General features: G+C 64.5%; 18 protein-coding genes. 12 read left to right on the forward strand and 6 right to left on the reverse strand.

The window, feature by feature from the left end:
* Positions 1-54 precede the first annotated feature (54 nt).
* The 4 genes from P8014_RS18375 to P8014_RS18390 are packed head-to-tail and all read left to right on the forward strand — an operon-like array spanning position 55 to position 2,930.
* Positions 55-816, forward strand: coding sequence for an ABC transporter permease subunit (locus tag P8014_RS18375; protein ID WP_337818773.1), 762 nt, complete (start codon positions 55-57; stop codon positions 814-816).
* A 16-nt stretch (positions 817-832) separates the two neighbouring features.
* Complete coding sequence (locus tag P8014_RS18380) at positions 833-2,197, forward strand: DUF4350 domain-containing protein (protein WP_337818774.1); 1,365 nt, start codon at positions 833-835, stop codon at positions 2,195-2,197.
* Between the two features lie 29 nt (positions 2,198-2,226).
* Positions 2,227-2,541, forward strand: a complete 315-nt coding sequence (locus P8014_RS18385; protein ID WP_337818775.1) for a hypothetical protein — start codon at positions 2,227-2,229, stop codon at positions 2,539-2,541.
* Positions 2,538-2,930 carry a hypothetical protein gene (locus P8014_RS18390; RefSeq protein ID WP_337818776.1) on the forward strand — a complete coding sequence of 131 codons (393 nt, stop codon included), beginning with the start codon at positions 2,538-2,540 and terminating at the stop codon, positions 2,928-2,930. The genes P8014_RS18385 and P8014_RS18390 overlap by 4 nt, the downstream gene beginning before the upstream one ends.
* Before the next feature lie 181 nt (positions 2,931-3,111).
* On the opposite strand, the gene P8014_RS18395 is transcribed toward P8014_RS18390, so the two are convergent.
* From P8014_RS18395 to P8014_RS18405, 3 genes are all read right to left on the reverse strand, one after another.
* Positions 3,112-4,005, reverse strand: coding sequence for a DMT family transporter (locus tag P8014_RS18395; RefSeq protein ID WP_337818777.1), 894 nt, complete (start codon positions 4,003-4,005; stop codon positions 3,112-3,114).
* 233 nt (positions 4,006-4,238) lie between these two features.
* Positions 4,239-5,348, reverse strand: coding sequence for a ferrochelatase (gene hemH, locus P8014_RS18400; RefSeq protein ID WP_337818778.1), 1,110 nt, complete (start codon positions 5,346-5,348; stop codon positions 4,239-4,241).
* A 61-nt stretch (positions 5,349-5,409) separates the two neighbouring features.
* Positions 5,410-5,988, reverse strand: coding sequence for an HNH endonuclease (locus P8014_RS18405; RefSeq protein WP_337818779.1), 579 nt, complete (start codon positions 5,986-5,988; stop codon positions 5,410-5,412).
* 194 nt (positions 5,989-6,182) lie between these two features.
* Between P8014_RS18405 and P8014_RS18410 the strand changes: the two genes are divergently transcribed.
* The 6 genes from P8014_RS18410 to P8014_RS18435 all read left to right on the forward strand — a co-directional run bounded on the left by P8014_RS18410 (position 6,183) and on the right by P8014_RS18435 (position 12,280).
* Complete coding sequence (locus tag P8014_RS18410) at positions 6,183-6,617, forward strand: hypothetical protein (protein WP_337818780.1); 435 nt, start codon at positions 6,183-6,185, stop codon at positions 6,615-6,617.
* A 168-nt stretch (positions 6,618-6,785) separates the two neighbouring features.
* Positions 6,786-7,925, forward strand: coding sequence for a Re/Si-specific NAD(P)(+) transhydrogenase subunit alpha (locus P8014_RS18415; protein ID WP_337818781.1), 1,140 nt, complete (start codon positions 6,786-6,788; stop codon positions 7,923-7,925).
* Positions 7,919-8,215, forward strand: coding sequence for an NAD(P) transhydrogenase subunit alpha (locus P8014_RS18420; RefSeq protein WP_337818791.1), 297 nt, complete (start codon positions 7,919-7,921; stop codon positions 8,213-8,215). Before P8014_RS18415 ends, P8014_RS18420 begins: the two co-directional genes overlap by 7 nt.
* Entirely contained in the window at positions 8,215-9,597 is a 1,383-nt protein-coding gene (locus tag P8014_RS18425) for an NAD(P)(+) transhydrogenase (Re/Si-specific) subunit beta (RefSeq protein WP_337818782.1), read from the forward strand. Before P8014_RS18420 ends, P8014_RS18425 begins: the two co-directional genes overlap by 1 nt.
* Positions 9,598-9,620: 23 nt before the next feature.
* Entirely contained in the window at positions 9,621-9,851 is a 231-nt protein-coding gene (locus P8014_RS18430; protein ID WP_337818783.1) for a hypothetical protein, read from the forward strand.
* A gap of 209 nt (positions 9,852-10,060) precedes the next feature.
* Complete coding sequence (locus P8014_RS18435) at positions 10,061-12,280, forward strand: primosomal protein N' (RefSeq protein ID WP_337818784.1); 2,220 nt, start codon at positions 10,061-10,063, stop codon at positions 12,278-12,280.
* Between the two features lie 6 nt (positions 12,281-12,286).
* On the opposite strand, the gene P8014_RS18440 is transcribed toward P8014_RS18435, so the two are convergent.
* Together P8014_RS18440 and P8014_RS18445 are read right to left on the reverse strand one after the other, a co-directional pair.
* Positions 12,287-12,913 carry a DUF2202 domain-containing protein gene (locus P8014_RS18440; RefSeq protein WP_337818785.1) on the reverse strand — a complete coding sequence of 209 codons (627 nt, stop codon included), beginning with the start codon at positions 12,911-12,913 and terminating at the stop codon, positions 12,287-12,289.
* A gap of 17 nt (positions 12,914-12,930) precedes the next feature.
* Positions 12,931-13,206, reverse strand: a complete 276-nt coding sequence (locus tag P8014_RS18445; protein ID WP_337818786.1) for a hypothetical protein — start codon at positions 13,204-13,206, stop codon at positions 12,931-12,933.
* 148 nt (positions 13,207-13,354) lie between these two features.
* Between P8014_RS18445 and argS the strand changes: the two genes are divergently transcribed.
* A complete protein-coding gene (gene argS, locus P8014_RS18450) occupies positions 13,355-15,115 on the forward strand; it encodes an arginine--tRNA ligase (protein WP_337818787.1) in 1,761 nt (586 codons plus the stop codon).
* 3 nt (positions 15,116-15,118) lie between these two features.
* Complete coding sequence (locus tag P8014_RS18455) at positions 15,119-15,739, forward strand: SPOR domain-containing protein (RefSeq protein ID WP_337818788.1); 621 nt, start codon at positions 15,119-15,121, stop codon at positions 15,737-15,739.
* A gap of 241 nt (positions 15,740-15,980) precedes the next feature.
* Here the strand turns inward: P8014_RS18455 and P8014_RS18460 are convergent.
* Positions 15,981-17,108, reverse strand: a 1,128-nt coding sequence (locus P8014_RS18460; protein ID WP_337818789.1) for an MFS transporter, incomplete at its 5' end; no start/stop codon positions are given.

Raw genomic sequence — 17,108 nt, forward strand, 5'->3', positions numbered from 1 at the left:
TTTGCCCCATTTCGCTGCGAACGCACACGCGCCAACGGTAGCCGCAGGCATCACATGGACAGAGTACTCATCATCGCCCGCCTCGAACTCAAGCGCCTGTTCTACTCGCCGCTGGCTTGGGTCGTCCTGGGCATCACTCAGGCTATCCTCGCGCTGATCTTCCTCAGCGCCGTGCAGAATTTCATCGACAGCGTCGCGCCGAAACTGGCCGGCACGCCCAATGCGCCCGGCGTTACCACCATCGTGCTCTCGCCGCTGTTCATGTGGGCCGGCGTGATCATGCTCGCGGTCTGCCCCCTGCTGACCATGCGCAGCCTCAGCGAGGAATACCAGGCGCACACCCTGACGCTGCTCACCTCAGCGCCGGTATCGGTGACCCAGATCGTGCTCGGCAAATACGTCGGACTGATGGGTTTCATGCTCACGATGATCGCCATGATTGCCCTTATGCCTGTTTCGCTGGCACTTGGCACCCATCTCGACTGGGGCCATCTGGCTGCCGACCTGCTCGGCCTTGTGCTGTTGATCGGCTCGTTCACCGCCGCCGGACTCTACATCTCCAGCCTCACGCGCCAACCCACGCTGGCCGCCGTCGGCAGCTTCGGCCTGTTGCTGCTCCTGGTGGTTCTGTACATCTCCGGCACCGCGCAGAATAGCGCCAGCCGGTTGTTCGTCTACCTGTCGCACTTCAGCCACTATCTGCCGTTCCTGCGTGGTGAATTCGACAGCAGCGCGGCCGCCTACTACCTGTTGTTCACGCTGACATTCCTGGTGCTCACCGTGCGCCAGCTCGACAGCCTGCGCCTGCCGCGCTGAACGTCCGGAGCCACGCATGCACGTCTCGCGCAAAACCCATTGGCACCTGAGGCTCAACTCGCTGATTTTCCTGGCGCTGTTCCTATGCGCAGTCGGGCTGGCCGCCTGGCTCAGCCACCAGTACCGCTTCGTACAGGATTGGACCTATTCCCAACGCAACAGCCTCGCCCCGGCCACGGCCAAGCTGCTGCGCGCCACCAAACAGCCCATCCACATGATCGCCTTCGTCGCCGCCGACGCCGCGCTGCACCAGAGCATCCGGCGGCAGATCGCGCTCTACCAGGCCGTCGACCCGCGCATCACACTGAGCTTCAGCAATCCCGACCTCGCCCCCGAACGGGCCAGGCACTACGGCGTCACGCATGCCGGGCAACTGGCCATCGAACTCAATGGCCGTACGCGCGTGGTCGACAACCTGCGCCAGGAAACCCTGCTCAACGCCTTCATGCATCTGGCCCGTAACACCAAACGCTGGGTCGTCTTCCTGGAAGGCCACAAGGAGCGCTCTCCCTTCGACACCAGCAGCGCCGGCCTGAGCCGTTTCGGCGCCGCCTTGCAGCACGACGGCTTCCAACTGCTGGCGCTCAATCTTCTACGCACGCCGCAGATACCGGAAAACACCGCCGTGCTGGTCATCGCCCAGCCGCAGACGGCGCTGACGCCGGGCGAGGCGAAAGCGGTCGCCGATTTCGTCAACACCGGCGGTTCGCTGCTCTGGCTGCATGCCCCGGGCCCATCGCACGGCCTTGCGAGCCTTGCCGCACAGCTCGGCATCAGCTTCGTGCCCGGCACCGTGGTCGACGCCAACCCAGACCTGCGCGCCATGATCGGCATCAGCAATCCGGCCGTGGTCCCCGTACTCGATTACGGCCCTTCGCCGATCACTTCGGATCTGCAGATCCAGACCTTGATGCCGTTCAGCGCCGCCATCCAGCAACCGGCCGGCGGCAAGGACTGGAAGGCCATCCCCTTGCTGCGCACGCTGCCCAAGAGCTGGAGCGAGACAGCGCCCCTGCGCGGCGAAGTGCACTTCGATCAGGCCCAGGGCGATACCCCGGGGCCGTTGATCCTCGGCGAAGCGCTGAGCCGCCGGCACGGTGCCAAGCAGCAGCGCGTCGTCGTCATCGGCAGCGGCGCCTTCCTCAGCAACGCCTTCATCGGCCAGGGCGCGAACCTCAACCTCGCGTTGGGCGCGCTCAACTGGCTCAGCCATGACGACAATCTGGTCCAGATTCATCTGCCCTCGGCCCCGGACACCCGACTCATCCTGAGCCGCACCGTGGGCTACGCCATTGCCGCTCTGTTCCTGGTGCTGCTGCCGGCCGGTTTGTTCATCTCCGGCACGCTGATCTGGATGCGCCGGCGCCGGCCGGCGCGTTGATCCGGAGCCGTTTCGGGGAAATTGCGCGCATGTTCACCCGCCGCCTGCTGCTCAACCTGGTGCTGCTCCTGGTCGTTGCCGGTCTGGCCGTGTTCGTCTTCTACCCCCGGCCGAAACCGGCGCCGCCGGGCATCGCCGTCGCCCCTCATATAGACACTGCCGCCGTACGCCACATCCGCATCGAACGCCGCAGTCGGCCGGCTCTCGTATTCGAACGCAATAACGGCGACTGGCATCTGACCGCCCCGATCTCGGCACGAGCCAATCCGCTGATGATGCGAGCCCTGCTCGAACTGCCGCGCGAGCGTACAGCCTGCCGGAAAGTGCCGCGGTCAACTGGGTGAGCCTTTCCCTGCTGTCGCCCAAGGCCCACATCGTCCGTTTGCAGCTGCCCGCGCTGGACATCCGTGCCAAGCAACCCACTGGCTGGACGTTACAGCCTGCGCCGGCGCATTACAGCGCCGATCAGGTTGTCGCCCTGCTCGAAGCCTGGCAGCGAGCCACCGCTCTGCAGCTCAGCGCGGCACCGGAGGCGCCTGCTTCGACACAGGGAGACATTCGCATCGAACTTGCCGGCGGCAGGCGTCTGCGTCTGCAGATCGTCGCGACCAAACCCCAGCTGGTGCTGCGCAATCCGGCGCTGGGGGTGGAGTACCGGTTGCCGGGGGGCGCGGCGGGGAGATTGTTGGGTTTGTCCGGGAGTGGAGTGAAGTCTTCGGCGGTGTCGGGCTGATGCAGACTCTGCTTTGAGCCGGATACATCCGGAATTCGAGATGAATGAAAGTCAGCAAATACGTCGCTTCATTCACCACAAACGCTGGTTCGCGTCCGAAACCAGTCCATGCGCTAAGCAAGTAGGAACAGGTCTCGCCGTAACCGGCAGAAGCCACATACCTCGAATCGCACTCTGAACCTCACCCCCTTCGCCCCACCTGAGTCCGCTGCGTAACGATAATGCTGACGGCGATCAACGCCAGGGCGGGAAATACGAACCACTTGAGCTGCTCGTGCAACACCAGGGCTGACAGGATTACACCGAAGATCGGGATCAGGAACAGGTACACGGAGACGCCGCCGGCTTTGTTGTTCGTCATGATCGAATTCCAGATCAGAAAGCTGGTGGCGGACAGCATCGACAGGTAGAGCAGGATGAGTACGAACGAGCCCGAGAAGTGAAACGGCACGAAGCCGACTTTCAGAGCGCCGACCACCGTCAGCCCGGTGCCGCCCATCAGCATTTGCAACGCCGTGAGCTGGAGCGGAAACATACCCGCCGCCGGGGCCTTGCGATAAAGCACATTGCCCAGCGCACCGCAGAACATCGCAGCCAGCATGAATAGCTCGCCGGCCCCGAATGACAGCTTCAGTCCGCTTTCCAGCGTCTGGTAGAACACGATGCCGGAAAAGCCAACGAGGGCCGCGATGACCTTGGTGGCCGTGATGCGGTCGTCGTGATAGATGAAGTGCGCCAGACCGAGCTGAAAGAAGGTCAGCGAGCCGGCGATCACCGAGGCCGAAATTCCGCTGCTCAGGCCCAGCCCGATGTAGAAGAAGGTGTACTGCAGGAAGGTCTGCACGCTGCCGATCTTCGCCGCGAACAGCAGCTGCCGGCCAGTCGCCGCCAGGTTCCTGCGGGCGATGAAAATGCCCACGGCCATCAGCAGGAGGGCGGCCAGGGTGAAGCGGTAGCCGGCGAACTCGAGCTGAAGAAACGTATTGCGCTCGCTGATGCCGGCGATCGCGTAGCCCAGCTTGACGAAGGGGAAGGCGCTGCCCCACAGCAGCGTAGCGGTTACTGCCGCCGCCATCAGTCCAAGCGGATGGCGCAAAAACCGGACGAGGCGACCCGAGTGCCCGTCGGCGCCTGTGGAAGGCTGGTTTTGCATTGTGGAAGTCCCTTCCCCGTTGATCCGAAAGCTGAATAGTTGCCGGATCAACCGTTTTATGCCGGTTTTTTGAAAATCACCTGTGCGGGATTTGGACCATGCCCTGACTCGGCGTTGTGCCCCCGGCTAAGTTGCGAGGCTTGGTGTTGTGTCTGTTATGCGTCCGCACCCATGGCCGTCGCCCGTTGCCGGGTTTTCTGCGCGGCGGCGTTTAGGGCTTCCTCGTCGCGTGCGGGGTCGGTTTCCGGCCAGCCACCGCCGTGGCGCAACAGTAAGGCGACCAGCGAGTCCATGTGTTCAGGTTGATCGTTGAGAGCGGGGACGTAAGTGTAGCGTTCGCCGCCGGAGGCCAGGAACAGGTCGCGGTTCTGCATGGCGATCTCCTCCAGCGTTTCCAGGCAGTCGGCCGCGAAGCCCGGGCAGAATACGTCGATGTCGCGCCGGCCCTTCTTGGGCCAGGATTTGAGCAGGCCGTCGACGTAGGGTTTGAGCCATTCCTCACGGCCGAAACGCGACTGGAAGCCGATGGTCCACTCGTTGTCGCCCAGTTCCAGCGCCTCGGCCAGCAGGCGGGCGGTCTTGTGGCAGTGGCAGTGGTAGGGGTCGCCTGCGCGCAGGTAGCGTTTCGGCACGCCGTGGAAGGACAGCAGGAGATGCTTGCCGCGGCCGTGCTCGGCCCAATGCGCGCGGATGCGAGCGGCCATGGCTGCGATGTAGGTCGGATCGTCGTGATAATGGTTGATGAAGCGCAACTCCGGAACCCAGCGCCAGCTCTTGAGCACGTCGGCCACGGCGTCGAATATGGAGCCGGTGGTGGAGCCGGAATACTGCGGATACAACGGCAGCACGATCAGGCGCTCGACGCCGGCATCGCGTAGTGTCTCCAGGGCCGAGGCGATCGAAGGGGCGCCGTAGCGCATGCCCAGCGCGACGCGCACCGGTCCGGTGAATGCGGTTTCCAGCCTTCCCTGCAGGTTCTCGGCCTGCGCCCGGCTGTGCACCAGCAGCGGCGAGCCTGCTTCCGTCCAGACCTTGGCGTAGGCCTCGGCCGATCGTCGCGGGCGTACGTTGAGGATGATGCCGTTGAGGATCAGCCACCACAGCGGACGCGGAAACTCGACCACCCGTGGATCCCACAGGAATTCACGCAGATAGCGGCGCAGTGCCTCGGGAGTGGGGGCGTCGGGCGTGCCCAGATTGGCAAGCAGAACTCCGGTGCGTCCCGTCTGTCCGTGCTCGAAATGGGCTCTTGCGGTGTAGCGCATACTCCAACTTGTCTCCGGTAAAGCGGTGTCTTACGTCGTCACTGAACCTTTGGCGGAGCCTTCAGGTGTTGCGCGAGCGCAGCGGACTGCTGCGCGGGAAATGCGCGCGCAGGAACTCCATCTGATCCGCCAGTACGCGCCGCCCCTGTAGATAGACGTATTCGGCGTGGGTTGGCGTGAACGGTACGGCGAGCAATTCCATGCCGGCTTGCTCGGGCGTTCGGCCGGCCTTGTGGTGGTTGCAGCGCTTGCAGGCCGTGATCACGTTGGTCCACTTGTCCTGCCCTCCCTGGCTGACCGGGCGGACATGGTCGCGCGACAGGTCTCGGGCGCGGAAGCGTTCGCCGCAATACATGCAGATACTGCCGTCGCGCCGGAACAGGGCGGCGTTGTTGAGCGGCGGAGTGTAGTTGATCGGACGCCGGCGGTGGTTGCCGTAGGTGGCGATGATCGAGTTGACTTCGATCCGGGTGCGCAGGCTGGTACGCGCATTGACGCCTCCGTGCAACGTATAGAGCAGGCTGCCGCAGGCATAGGCGACCTGTTCAGCGTGGTACAGGCGTACCGCATGCTGATAATCGATCCATTCCAGCGGCATGCCGGCAGCGTCGGCACGCAATACCATCTGACCGAGGTCCATATCCGCTCAAGGCCTCCTCGCGCGGCTGATTCATGCATTAAGACATGCCTCAGGAAGTTACGCAACGTGCCGGGTTGGCGCCCCAAGGAAATGATTGAGACGGCGCGGCGGCGGGCTGTAGCATCCCTGATGCACATAAATAACAAAGGTTCGTTACGCGGGGATTGCCGAGGTGGCGAGTGATCGGAGGTGCGATGTCGGTTACGCACGATTCCGTTTACTGGGGCGAACTCGATGTTTACCGGGAACTGCTGCGTAAACAATACGGTATCGAAATCCACCGGGAGAATTTCCACCGCTATGGCGTCCACTTTCCAGCCGGCATCGTGCTCGTGCAGGGCGCGCTGCTGGCGCGTATCCCGGTCTCGCTCGAGGATGACGGTTCACTCTCCTCGCCCGTTTTAGGAGCGATGAATTCGGTTGGCTGCTGGAGGATAGCCCCTTGCCGCAGGTGCGGCAGGTCGCCGAGGGAATGCTACGCATCGTGGGGACGTTTCGCTTCGTCTGGAAGGCCCGCGTGTTCGAAGTCAGAGCCAGCATCCGGAATTGCGCCGATCGACGCGGAGACGGAGGCGGCAAGTCCGGAGATTCTGCAGCGCTTGCACAAGTTGGGCGTGGATTATGCCTAAGGCTGTGCCATCGAGCGGCTGTAATCGATCGGAAGCCTGTGCGGCGGTAGTGCTGTCGAGGCCTGATGCTCCCTGCAGGAAGGTTCAATCATGTCCACGAATCGGCTAGGATGAACGCCTTTTGTTTTTCCGGGGTGATGCTCCGATTACGTACAGGGGACAACAACGATGTCGATCAAACTGGCCGTACCCAAGGAGTCAGCCGCCGGCGAACGGCGTGTCGCGATGGAGCCGAGCACGGTCAAACGCCTGACCGATCTCGGCGTCGAGGTCGTAGTGCAGAAAGGTGCCGGTGCCAACGCGCATTTCCCCGATGCAGCCTTCGAAGAGGCAGGTGCGCGTATTGTCGGTACGGCGCCGACGCTGCTCAAGGAGGCCGATGTCCTGGTCAAGGTGCAGGGGCCTACCATCAAGGAGATAAAGGCGCTGCGCGAGGGTGCTGTGATCATTGCCACGGTGCACGGCCATCGCCAGCCTGAACTCGTCAGCGAGATGCGCGACTGCAAGCTGACCTGCTTCGCAATGGAACTGATTCCGCGCATTTCCCGCGCACAGTCCATGGACGTGCTGTCCTCGCAGGCGGCGGTGGCCGGCTACAAGGCCGCGATCATGGGCGCCGATCTGTCCTGCCGCTTTTTCCCGATGCTGACTACCGCGGCGGGTACCATCCGGCCGGCCACGGTGCTGATCATCGGCGCTGGCGTCGCCGGTCTGCAGGCGATCGCCACGGCGCGACGCCTGGGTGCCATCGTGCAGGGTTACGACGTGCGTTCGGCAACCAAGGAACAGGTCGAATCGCTGGGTGCGAGGTTCATCGAACTGTCGGTCAAGGCCGAAGGCGAAGGCGGCTATGCGCGCGAGCTGACCGACGAGGAGAAGGCGCAGCAGGCCGAGGAACTGGCCGCGCATATTGCCAAGGCGGACGTGCTCATCACCACTGCCGCCATCCCCGGTCGGCCGTCGCCCAAGATCGTCGGCAAGGCGACGGTCGAGGGCATGAAGGAAGGTGCGGTGATCGTCGATCTGGCCGCCGAGGGCGGTGGCAATTGCGAGCTGACCGAGCCGGGTAAGACGATCGAGCACAACGGCGTGATCGTGCACGGCCCGCTCAACATCCCCAGCCAGGTGCCGCTGCATGCGAGCGAGATGTACGCCAAGAACGTGCTCAACTTCCTCCAGCCGATGTTGGTGGAGGGGGAGTTCAAGCCGGATTACGAAGACGAGGTGATCGCCAAGAGCCTGCTTACGCGGGACGGCGCCATCATCCACGAACCGACCCGCGAAGCGGTGGAAGGAGCGGCATCATGATCGAGGGTTTCGTTGCACTGTATATCTTCATGCTGGCGGCGTTCACCGGTTACGAGGTGATCTCCAAGGTGCCGGTGATCCTGCATACGCCGCTGATGTCGGGCTCCAACTTCGTGCACGGCATCGTGTTGGTCGGCGCCATGGTCGCGCTGGGCCATGCGCAGACCGGTCTCGAGCAGCTGGTCGGCTTCGTCGGCGTGCTGCTGGCTGCCGGCAACGTGGTGGGCGGCTACGTGGTGACCGAGCGTATGCTCGAGATGTTCAAGTCCAGCGGCAAGGGGGGTAAGTGATGCACTTCGTGATCCAGGCCGCTTATTTCGTCGCGGCCGTTCTGTTCATCTACGGGCTCAAGAAGATGAGTTCGCCGGTGACGGCGCGGCGCGGCATCGTGTGGGCCGGCATCGGCATGTTCGTGGCCGTGCTGGTGACCTTTTTCCAGCCCGGGCTGCAAGGCTTCGGCAACTATCTGCTGATGTTCATCGCCATCGCCATCGGCGGTGGCGCGGCGTGGGTGTCGGGCAAGCGCGTGGCGATGACCGACATGCCGCAGATGATCGCCCTCTACAACGGCATGGGAGGTGGCGCAGCAGCTGCCATCGCCGCGGTGGAGCTGATCAAACACGATCCGATGTCCCAGACTCTGCAGCTCATCGCCGTGCTCGGCGCGCTGATCGGCACGGTGGCCTTCTCCGGTTCGCTGATCGCGTTCGCCAAACTGCAGGGCATCATGCGCAAGACCATGCGCTATCCCAGTCAGAAGATCGTCAACATGGCGGTGTTCGGCGTGACCGTGGTGTTCGGCCTGATCATCGGCTTCGGCGGCACGGGTTATTCAGGTTTTGTGCTGTTCCTGTTCTTCGTGTTCGCCTTGGCCTTCGGTGTGATGATGACCGTGCCGATCGGCGGCGCCGACATGCCCGTGGTCATCTCGCTGTACAACGCGCTGACCGGTCTGGCGGTCGGTTTCGAGGGCTTCGTGCTGGGCAACCCGGCGATGATGATCGCCGGTGTCGTGGTCGGCTCGGCCGGTACGTTGCTCACCCAGCTCATGGCCAAGGCCATGAACCGTTCGCTGGCCAACGTGCTGTTCAGCAACTTCGGCGGCGGTGGTGGCGCGGAGTCTTCCGAAGACGTCACCGGCAGTCTCAAGCCGATCGAAGCCAGCGATGCCGGGGTCATGATGGCCTATGCCAACAAGATCATCATCGTGCCGGGCTACGGCATGGCGGTGGCGCAGGCGCAGCACAAGATATGGGAGCTGACCCAGCTGCTCGTCGATCGCGGCGTGACCGTGAAGTTCGCGATTCATCCGGTGGCGGGGCGCATGCCCGGACACATGAACGTGCTGCTAGCCGAGGCGGGCGTGCCCTACGACATGATCTTCGACCTCGACGAGATCAACAACGAGTTCGCCACGGCCGACGTTGCGATGGTCATCGGCGCCAACGACGTGGTCAATCCGGTCGCGCGCACCAATCCGGACAGCCCGATCTACGGCATGCCGATTCTGAACGCGGACAAGGCTCAGAACGTTATCGTCATCAAACGCGGACAAGGGGCCGGTTTCTCCGGCGTCGAGAACGCGCTGTTCTACGCCGACAACACGCGTATGCTCTACGGTGACGGCCAGAAGGTCGCCGGCGAGTTGATTCAGGCTGTCAAGACGCTTTGAGCGTCTGCTGCAGCGCCATCCGCATGGCGCTGCAGCTTCCTTCCACCGAGCTATCCGCGGCCCACCTGCGTGGGGCGTTCTTTGCTGCTGCGCGGGCGTTTTCCACCGATGTGGCGCTGCGGGCGGAAATCCGCTTGATTTGGGTGCAGAATTTGCGGCTGGAAAGCCGTTTCCATGGGGATTATGCACAAGGTGGGCCAGCCTTTAACAAATCGCAACTCCCTTGTCCAGGTGCTGATGTGGTTCGGTGTTGATTTCTATATCTTGTTGATTTTTAGTGGTTTGTTTAGGTGATCAAATCTTGAGCACTTTAACAAAACTGTAGTAATGACGGGGCCGCGGCGCAGATTTCAGCAAGCTATCCACAAAGTTATCCACAGGCTTTGTGGATATCGGGAAAAAACGCCGGAGAGACGTTGAGTTAGGCCGAACAGTGACAAATCACGTGAAGAGTTTTCTCTAAGTGCCGCCTCCCGACGACTGCCTCCGAGTGGCCGTTCCCGTGCCTCTGCGCGAAGCTCTGGACTACCTTCCGCCGAGGGCCGAGGGGCTGCCTGTTTTGCAGCCGGGCATGCGGGTGCAGGTTCGCGTGGGGAGGCGTCAGTTGGTCGGTCTGGTATTCGAGGCCGGTGTATGTAGCGAGCTGCCGCGTCAGCGTCTGCGCCCGGTCGAGAACGTGCTCGATACCGAACCTTTGCTTGATGCCGCCACCCTGGAACTGATTCGCTTTACCGCCGACTACTATCACTATCCCGTCGGCGAGGTTGCCGCAGCGGCCCTGCCCGAACGCCTGCGCAACGGCGGCGAGGCGCGTGTTGCGGCGATCGAGCGCTGGCGCGTATGCGAGGGCGCCTCACCGGAGCGTGTGGAAATCGGAAGGGCGCCGCGGCAGCGCGCGTTGCTGGCCTTCATGCAGGAACTCGAAGCGCGGGGCGAAGACCTCGACGCCGAGACCCTACCTCCGTTTGGCGACGGCTGGCGGCCATTGCTGCGTAATCTGCTCGACAAGAATCTGGTAGAGCGCCGCGAGCAAGAGGGCCTTGCCCCGGCTCCGGGCGGGGAATTCCGGCCGGAGCTGCATGGCGAACAGGAAGCCGCAGTCGAGGCGATGTGGCCGCCCGGCGACTGTCCCGGCTACGCGCCGCACCTGCTCGAGGGCGTGACCGGCAGTGGTAAGACCGAGGTCTACATGAGGCTCATCGAGCGGGCGCTGGCTGTCGGACGCCAGACTCTGGTGCTGGTACCCGAGATCGGTCTCACTCCGCAGCTGCTGGCGCGGCTGCGCCGGCGTTTCGCGGTGCCCATCGCGGCCTTGCACTCCGGGTTGGCCGAAGCGCCGCGTCGCGATGCCTGGCTGGCGGCGCGCAGTGGCGAGGCGGCGATCCTGGTCGGTACGCGCTCGGCCGTGTTCACGCCGCTGCCGCGGCTTGGTCTGATCGTGGTCGACGAGGAACACGATGCCTCGTTCAAGCAGCAGGACGGACTGCGCTATCACGCCCGCGACCTGGCCGTGTGGCGTGCACGGCGGCAGGGCGTGCCGGTGGTGCTGGGTTCGGCCACCCCGTCGCTGGAGACCCTGCGCCATGCCCTGGCGGGGCGCTACACGCATCACCGGCTGGTGGCCCGCGCCGGCGGTGCGCGGCCGCCGCGCCTGCGCATCATGGACATCCGTCATGGCCGCCTGGACGCCGGCCTGTCCGCGCAGCTGCTGAGCGCGGTGCGCGAGCGCCTGGAACGCGGGGAGCAGGTGTTGCTGTTCCTCAACCGGCGCGGTTTCTCGCCGGTGTTGATCTGCCATGAATGCGGCTGGGTCGCGCACTGCCCGCGTTGCGATGCGCATATGACCTTCCATGCCGCCTCGAACCGCCTGCGCTGCCACCATTGCGGCCACGAGGAACCCGCGCCGCCGGCCTGCCCGGCCTGCGGATCGCTCGAACCCAAGCCGGTCGGCCAGGGTACGGAGCGTGTCGAACAGACCTTGGCCGCGCAGTTCCCTGACGTCGGTCTGCTGCGTATCGACCGCGACACCACACGCCGCCGCGGCGCGCTGGACGCCTCACTGGAGGCGGCGCACAGCGGGCGTTTCCCCTTGTTGCTAGGCACCCAGATGCTGACCAAGGGGCACCATCTGCCCAACGTAACCCTGGTTGGCGTGATCGATGCGGACCAGGGGTTGTTCAGCGCGGATTACCGGGCCCACGAGCGTTTGGCGCAGCTGCTGGTGCAGGTGGCTGGCCGCGCCGGACGCGAAGAGCGGCCCGGCGAGGTCATCATCCAGACTCATCAGCCCGATCACCCCTTGCTGCACACCCTGCTGGCCGGCGGCTACCGAGCTGCCGCGCAAGCGCTGCTCGGCGAGCGCGAGCTGACTGCCATGCCGCCGTATACCTGGCTCGCGGTGTTGCGCGCCGAAGCCGCGCAGAAGGAGGCCCCGCTGAAGTTCCTCGCCGCCGTGCGCGAAGTGCTCGAGGCGCTGTGTGAGGGCAGCGTGGACGTGCTCGGTCCGGTGCCGGCTCCGATGGAGCGCCGTGCCGGCCGTTACCGGGCCCAGCTGCTGCTGCGCGCGCACGAACGCGCGGCCTTGCACAAGCTCTTGGCGCGGGCTCTGCCGCGCCTTGAGGCGCTGCCGGAGGCGCGGAGGTCGCGCTGGTCGCTGGATGTGGATCCGGTGGACTTGTACTGACCGAACTCAGCTGCGCCACCCCCGCTCTATGGGGCTGGCGACGATCGCATCCACTGTTGCTTGCGGCATGGCCTGCGCTGTGTAGGATTTGCCTGTCAGGCTGGTCCATGTGCTGCTGAAGCCCCGCAAGTGGTTGCGCGAACCGCGTTCGAGATTGGCGTAGATGCGCCTTAGCATGGCGTCAGGTGCGGTCTTGGCGGCTTTCTCGAGGTCCATGATGTCGACTTCCTCGATCAGGCCCGCGGCCTGCAGCGCATCGCCGGCGCTTTTCTCCGTGCGCGCCTTCAGCTCGGCGTACAGTTTGGCGAGCCGGGCGTCGGTGAAACCACCGCGTGCGTTCGGGGCGGCAACCGGGTCGCTCAGACCGTAATAGGCGAGCATGCGGCCCATGACGTACATGTGGCGCTGTTCGGCCTGCGCCACGCGGGCGAATACCGGAAGTCCCCAGCGGTCGTAGGCTTGGCGGTATACGTCGCGGGCGAGTTTTTCCTCTTCGCGCATGTAGCGCAGTTCCTGCGCGGCCTGCGCGTTTAGGCTGGCCGCAGCGTGGGCGCTTTGGAAAGCGAAGCCTGTGCCGGCCGCAGCTGCTGCGGCGAGCGCTGCGGTTCCTCGTATGAATTGACGTCTGTTCATGGCGATGCCCCCCATTTTTATGTGACGTTTGTTTCTTCATTTTCAGTATCCGGCGCGAAGATGTGAAGTAGGGTGTTGAGGAGGTAAGCGTGGGTAAATTGATGGTGGATGCAGTGTGTGCGCTGTGGCGTTTCCGGCGCGATTCGATGTTTGGGGCGCTTGGCTAAGAAGGCGCCTTGCTCTGCGTTCGGGGTTTTTTTCGGGCGCGAATCAGCGCTGCTTGTTTTGATCTTATTTGGGTGACGCGCCCGAAATTGGCCACGAGTGCCCACCAGTAAGCCGTCTTCACTCATAAGATTCGCGCCAAAAGCTGCCCTCGACGCTAGAAGAATGAGCGCCTCCAGATGTGGCCCGGCAATGTCAACAGAACACCCCCTGAAGACGTGGCAGTCCCGATTACGTAGAATGTCCGATCTTTGTCACCCCCCTCTGCAGACACCCGTGAAAACCGAGATCCAAGCCCTACTCAAAACTGCCGTCGATGCCTTGAGCTCGAACGGTGTGATTCCCGAAGACGCGATCGGCGAAGTACCGCTGTCGCGCGCCAAGGACGCCAGCCACGGCGATTTCGCCTCCAGCGTTGCGCTGCAGCTGGCCAAGCCGGCGCGACGCAAGCCGCGAGAGCTGGCGGAGCTGATCGTTGCCCGCCTGGCGGCCGACGAACGGATCGCGAAGGTCGAGATTGCAGGACCCGGCTTCATCAACCTGCACCTGAGTGCGGCAGCGCGCTGCGCCGTGATAGGCAACGTGCTGAGCGCGGGCGCTCAGTACGGCCGTTGCAGCGTGGGCGCGGGCAAGCGCGTGCAGGTGGAATTCGTCTCGGCCAATCCGACCGGGCCGCTGCACGTCGGCCACGGCCGCGGAGCGGCTTATGGCGCCGCGGTGGCGGATTTGCTCTCCGTGGCCGGCTTCGACGTGCAGCGCGAGTATTACGTCAACGACGCGGGTCGCCAGATGAGCATCCTCGCGGCCAGCGTGTGGCTGCGCTATCTGCAGCGCTGCGGAGCCGAGCTGCCGTTTCCGGTCAACGGCTACAAGGGCGACTATGTACGCGACTATGCCGAGGTGTTGTTCGAGGAGGAGGGCGACGCCTGGGCCTCGACCAGCGCGGAAGTGCTCGACGGCCTGCCGGCCGACGAGACCGACGGCGGCGACAAGGAGGCGTACATCGACGCGCTCATCGAGCGCGCCCGTGAGTTGCTGGGCGACATCCGCTACCGCTATGTCTTCGAACTCGGCCTGACCCGTATCCTCGACGACATCCGTGAGGACCTGCGCGAATTCGGCGTCGAGTATGAGGAATGGTATTCCGAGCGCACGCTGACCGAACGCGGTCTGGTCAACAAGGCAATCGAGCGCCTGCGCGAAGCCGGTCACGTCTACGAACAGAAGGGGGCGCTGTGGTTTCGCTCCACCGACTTCGGCGACGAGAAGGACCGCGTGGTGCAGCGCGACAACGGTCAGACCACCTATTTCGCCTCCGACATCGCCTATCTGATGGACAAGTTCGAGCGCGGTTTCGAGCGGGTGATTTACGTCTGGGGCGCCGATCACCACGGCTACGTGCCGCGGATGAAGGCTGCGCTGCAGGCACTGGGAGACGATCCTTCGCGGCTCGATTTCCTGCTGGTGCAATTCGCCATTCTCTACCGCGGCGGTGAACGCGTGCAGATGTCCACGCGCTCCGGCTCCTTCGTCACCCTGCGTGAGTTGCGCGAGGAGGTCGGCAACGACGCGGCACGTTTCTTCTACGTCATGCGCGCGCCCTCGCAGCACCTGGACTTCGACCTCGATCTGGCCAAGTCGCAGTCCTCGGACAATCCGGTCTACTACATTCAGTACGCGCACGCCCGCGTCGCCAGCGTCATGCGCCAGCTCGCCGAGCGCGGTCTGGAGCACGATCCGGCCAACGGCGCGGCGCACTTCGGGCGGCTGGACACGCCGCACGAGGAGGCGCTGATCAACGCGTTGTCGCGCTATCCGGAGGTGATCGAGTCCGCCGCGCTGGCCGCCGAGCCGCATCAGGTCGCCCAGTTCCTGCGCGATCTCGCACAGGGCTTCCACACCTGGTACAACGCCGAGCAGTTCATTGTGGACGACGCGCAGCTGCGCGACGCCCGCCTCGGCCTCTGCCTGGCGACCCAGCAGGTCATCCGCAACGGTTTGAACCTGCTCGGCGTCAGCGCGCCCGAGACGATGTAACCCATGGCCAGGGACTACAAGAAACGCGCTCCGGCCAAGAAGCCCGCTCCCAAGCCCGGCATGCCGGGCTGGGCGTGGATGGTGGTGGGGCTGGCCATCGGCCTGTTTGCAGGTTTTCTGTTCTACCTGAGCAAGCGCCCCTCACCTGCGCCGACGGCGATCACCCTGCCGGCGCCGCCCGCGCACACCGCCAGCAAGCTGGTTCAGCCGAAGGTGACCACGCCCGCGCCGGCCGAGAAGAAGCCGGCCAAGCCCAAGTTCGATTTCTACACTCTCCTGCCCGAGCTGGAAGTGGTCGTGCCCAAGGGCAACTACAGCGTGAGCAAGCCGGGACAGAAGGGTGCGGCGTCTTCGACCACCAACGCGCCGCCGACGCCGATCGAAACGCCCGGGACCTACATGCTGCAGGCCGGTTCCTTCCGCACTTACGCTCAGGCCGACCGCATGAAGGCAAGCCTCGCGCTGCTCGGCGTGGTCGGCAACATCCAGCAGGTCAAGGTCAATTCCGACACCTGGAACCGCGTGCAGATCGGGCCGTTCAAGGACCTGAAGCACCTCAACGCGGTGCGTGACGAGCTGCAGAAGCACAAGATCGACACGCTGGTGCTCAAGATCAAGGGCTGATTGCCTGCGCCTGCGCAGGCTGCGTTCTCAGCGTGTTTCGGGCGTTCTGCGGACATGCCGCCCGCCCGCGCCGGCCTGTTCGGCGCGTTCCCGAAGCCGTCGTTGTGCCGCGCCGAGTTTCTGAAAGTCTCTCGGCGCCACTCATCACTGGCAGGGATTGCTTGGCCATCCATTGTCTCCCGCTTGGCCTCGCTCCAGCTTGCTCGACCGGGCCCGGCAAGTCGAGAGTCGGCGGAACAGTTCAACCGTTGCCGGTCGTTCGAGCCCAGCCGAATGCGATCCCCCATCCCCCCAGGCACAAAACGCCCGCAAGGCCGAGCATCGCGCCGAATCCCGAAGCGGCATAGAGTTGGCCGAACACGATGGCCGCGACCATCGCCCCGCCATATGCGGCGACGCTGTAGAGGCCGAGCAGCCGGAGCCGGTGCGCCGCGCTGAGCTGCGTCAGCAGGGTCAGCAGGCAGTTCAGGGCGAACTGGTTCAGCACGCCCCAGGCGAAGCACCACGCCGTCAGCCACAGCAAGGCGCCGCTCGCGGGAATGGCGATGAAATACAGCACGGCGATGGCAAGCAGCATCGGCCCCGTCAATACGGCCGGCTTGTAGCGGTCGATGATGCGTCCGCCCCAGAAGCTGGCCACGCCGAAGCCCGCGCCGTAGCTGAGTACGGCGAGTCCCGCCGCGGCGGTCGTTTGCTTGAGATCGGCCTGAATGTGTGTGCCGAGAAAGGTGTAGGTGCCGTAGAAGGCGCACATGAACAGAAAGATCACGGCCAGTGTGGCGGTGGCGCGTTCGACCGCGAGCGATTCGCGGATGCTCGACCGCCGCTGGCCGGACGTATGCCCGTCGGTCGGCAGCGACGTGAAGCCGATGACGGCGGCCAGCGATACGAGCGTGATCGCCAGATAGGCGATGCGCCAGTTCAGGTAGTCGGCAATCAACGCCGACGCCGGCACGGCGGCGACGAGCGAAATGGACCAGCCGGCGATCACCTTGCCCAGTACCCTCGATTCCAGCCCCTTGGGCGCAATCACGGCCGTGGCCGCATACGCCGCCGGCAGCATCGCGCCCGCGCCGAGGCCGGCGAGCGCCTGCCCGACGATCAGCGGCGCTAGCGCCCAGGCCGAGCCGGTCAGGCCCACGCCCAGGCTCAGCAGCAGCCCGGTCACGACCAGCGTGTTGCGATAGCCCAGCGGTTGCAGCAGTCCGCTCAGCAGCAGGCCCGAGAGCGCGGTTGCGCCGCCGTAGGCGGATACGCTCCAGGCGGCGGCCGGTATGGAGGTGCCCAGGCTCCTGCTTACCTCCGTCAGCACGGGGCTGAGCAGGAAGGAGTTGGAACCGATGACGGTCACCCCGAGCAGCAGTACGAC

Origin of the sequence: Acidihalobacter sp. (genome assembly GCF_037381185.1) — a bacterium.
GTDB lineage: Bacteria > Pseudomonadota > Gammaproteobacteria > DSM-5130 > Acidihalobacteraceae > Acidihalobacter_A.

Bases quoted from the DNA above. Each gene is read 5' to 3' on its own strand.
- P8014_RS18440 (WP_337818785.1), bottom strand. From the start codon at position 12,913: ATGAACAGACGTCAATTCATACGAGGAACCGCAGCGCTCGCCGCAGCA.
- P8014_RS18455 (WP_337818788.1), top strand. From the start codon at position 15,119: ATGGCCAGGGACTACAAGAAACGCGCTCCGGCCAAGAAGCCCGCTCCC.
- P8014_RS18430 (WP_337818783.1), top strand. From the start codon at position 9,621: ATGGCGCTGCAGCTTCCTTCCACCGAGCTATCCGCGGCCCACCTGCGT.
- P8014_RS18415 (WP_337818781.1), top strand. From the start codon at position 6,786: ATGTCGATCAAACTGGCCGTACCCAAGGAGTCAGCCGCCGGCGAACGG.
- P8014_RS18380 (WP_337818774.1), top strand. From the start codon at position 833: ATGCACGTCTCGCGCAAAACCCATTGGCACCTGAGGCTCAACTCGCTG.
- P8014_RS18395 (WP_337818777.1), bottom strand. From the start codon at position 4,005: ATGGCGGCGGCAGTAACCGCTACGCTGCTGTGGGGCAGCGCCTTCCCC.
- P8014_RS18425 (WP_337818782.1), top strand. From the start codon at position 8,215: ATGCACTTCGTGATCCAGGCCGCTTATTTCGTCGCGGCCGTTCTGTTC.
- P8014_RS18445 (WP_337818786.1), bottom strand. From the start codon at position 13,206: ATGAGTGAAGACGGCTTACTGGTGGGCACTCGTGGCCAATTTCGGGCG.
- P8014_RS18385 (WP_337818775.1), top strand. From the start codon at position 2,227: ATGTTCACCCGCCGCCTGCTGCTCAACCTGGTGCTGCTCCTGGTCGTT.
- P8014_RS18410 (WP_337818780.1), top strand. From the start codon at position 6,183: ATGTCGGTTACGCACGATTCCGTTTACTGGGGCGAACTCGATGTTTAC.
- P8014_RS18375 (WP_337818773.1), top strand. From the start codon at position 55: ATGGACAGAGTACTCATCATCGCCCGCCTCGAACTCAAGCGCCTGTTC.
- P8014_RS18405 (WP_337818779.1), bottom strand. From the start codon at position 5,988: ATGGACCTCGGTCAGATGGTATTGCGTGCCGACGCTGCCGGCATGCCG.
- hemH (WP_337818778.1), bottom strand. From the start codon at position 5,348: ATGCGCTACACCGCAAGAGCCCATTTCGAGCACGGACAGACGGGACGC.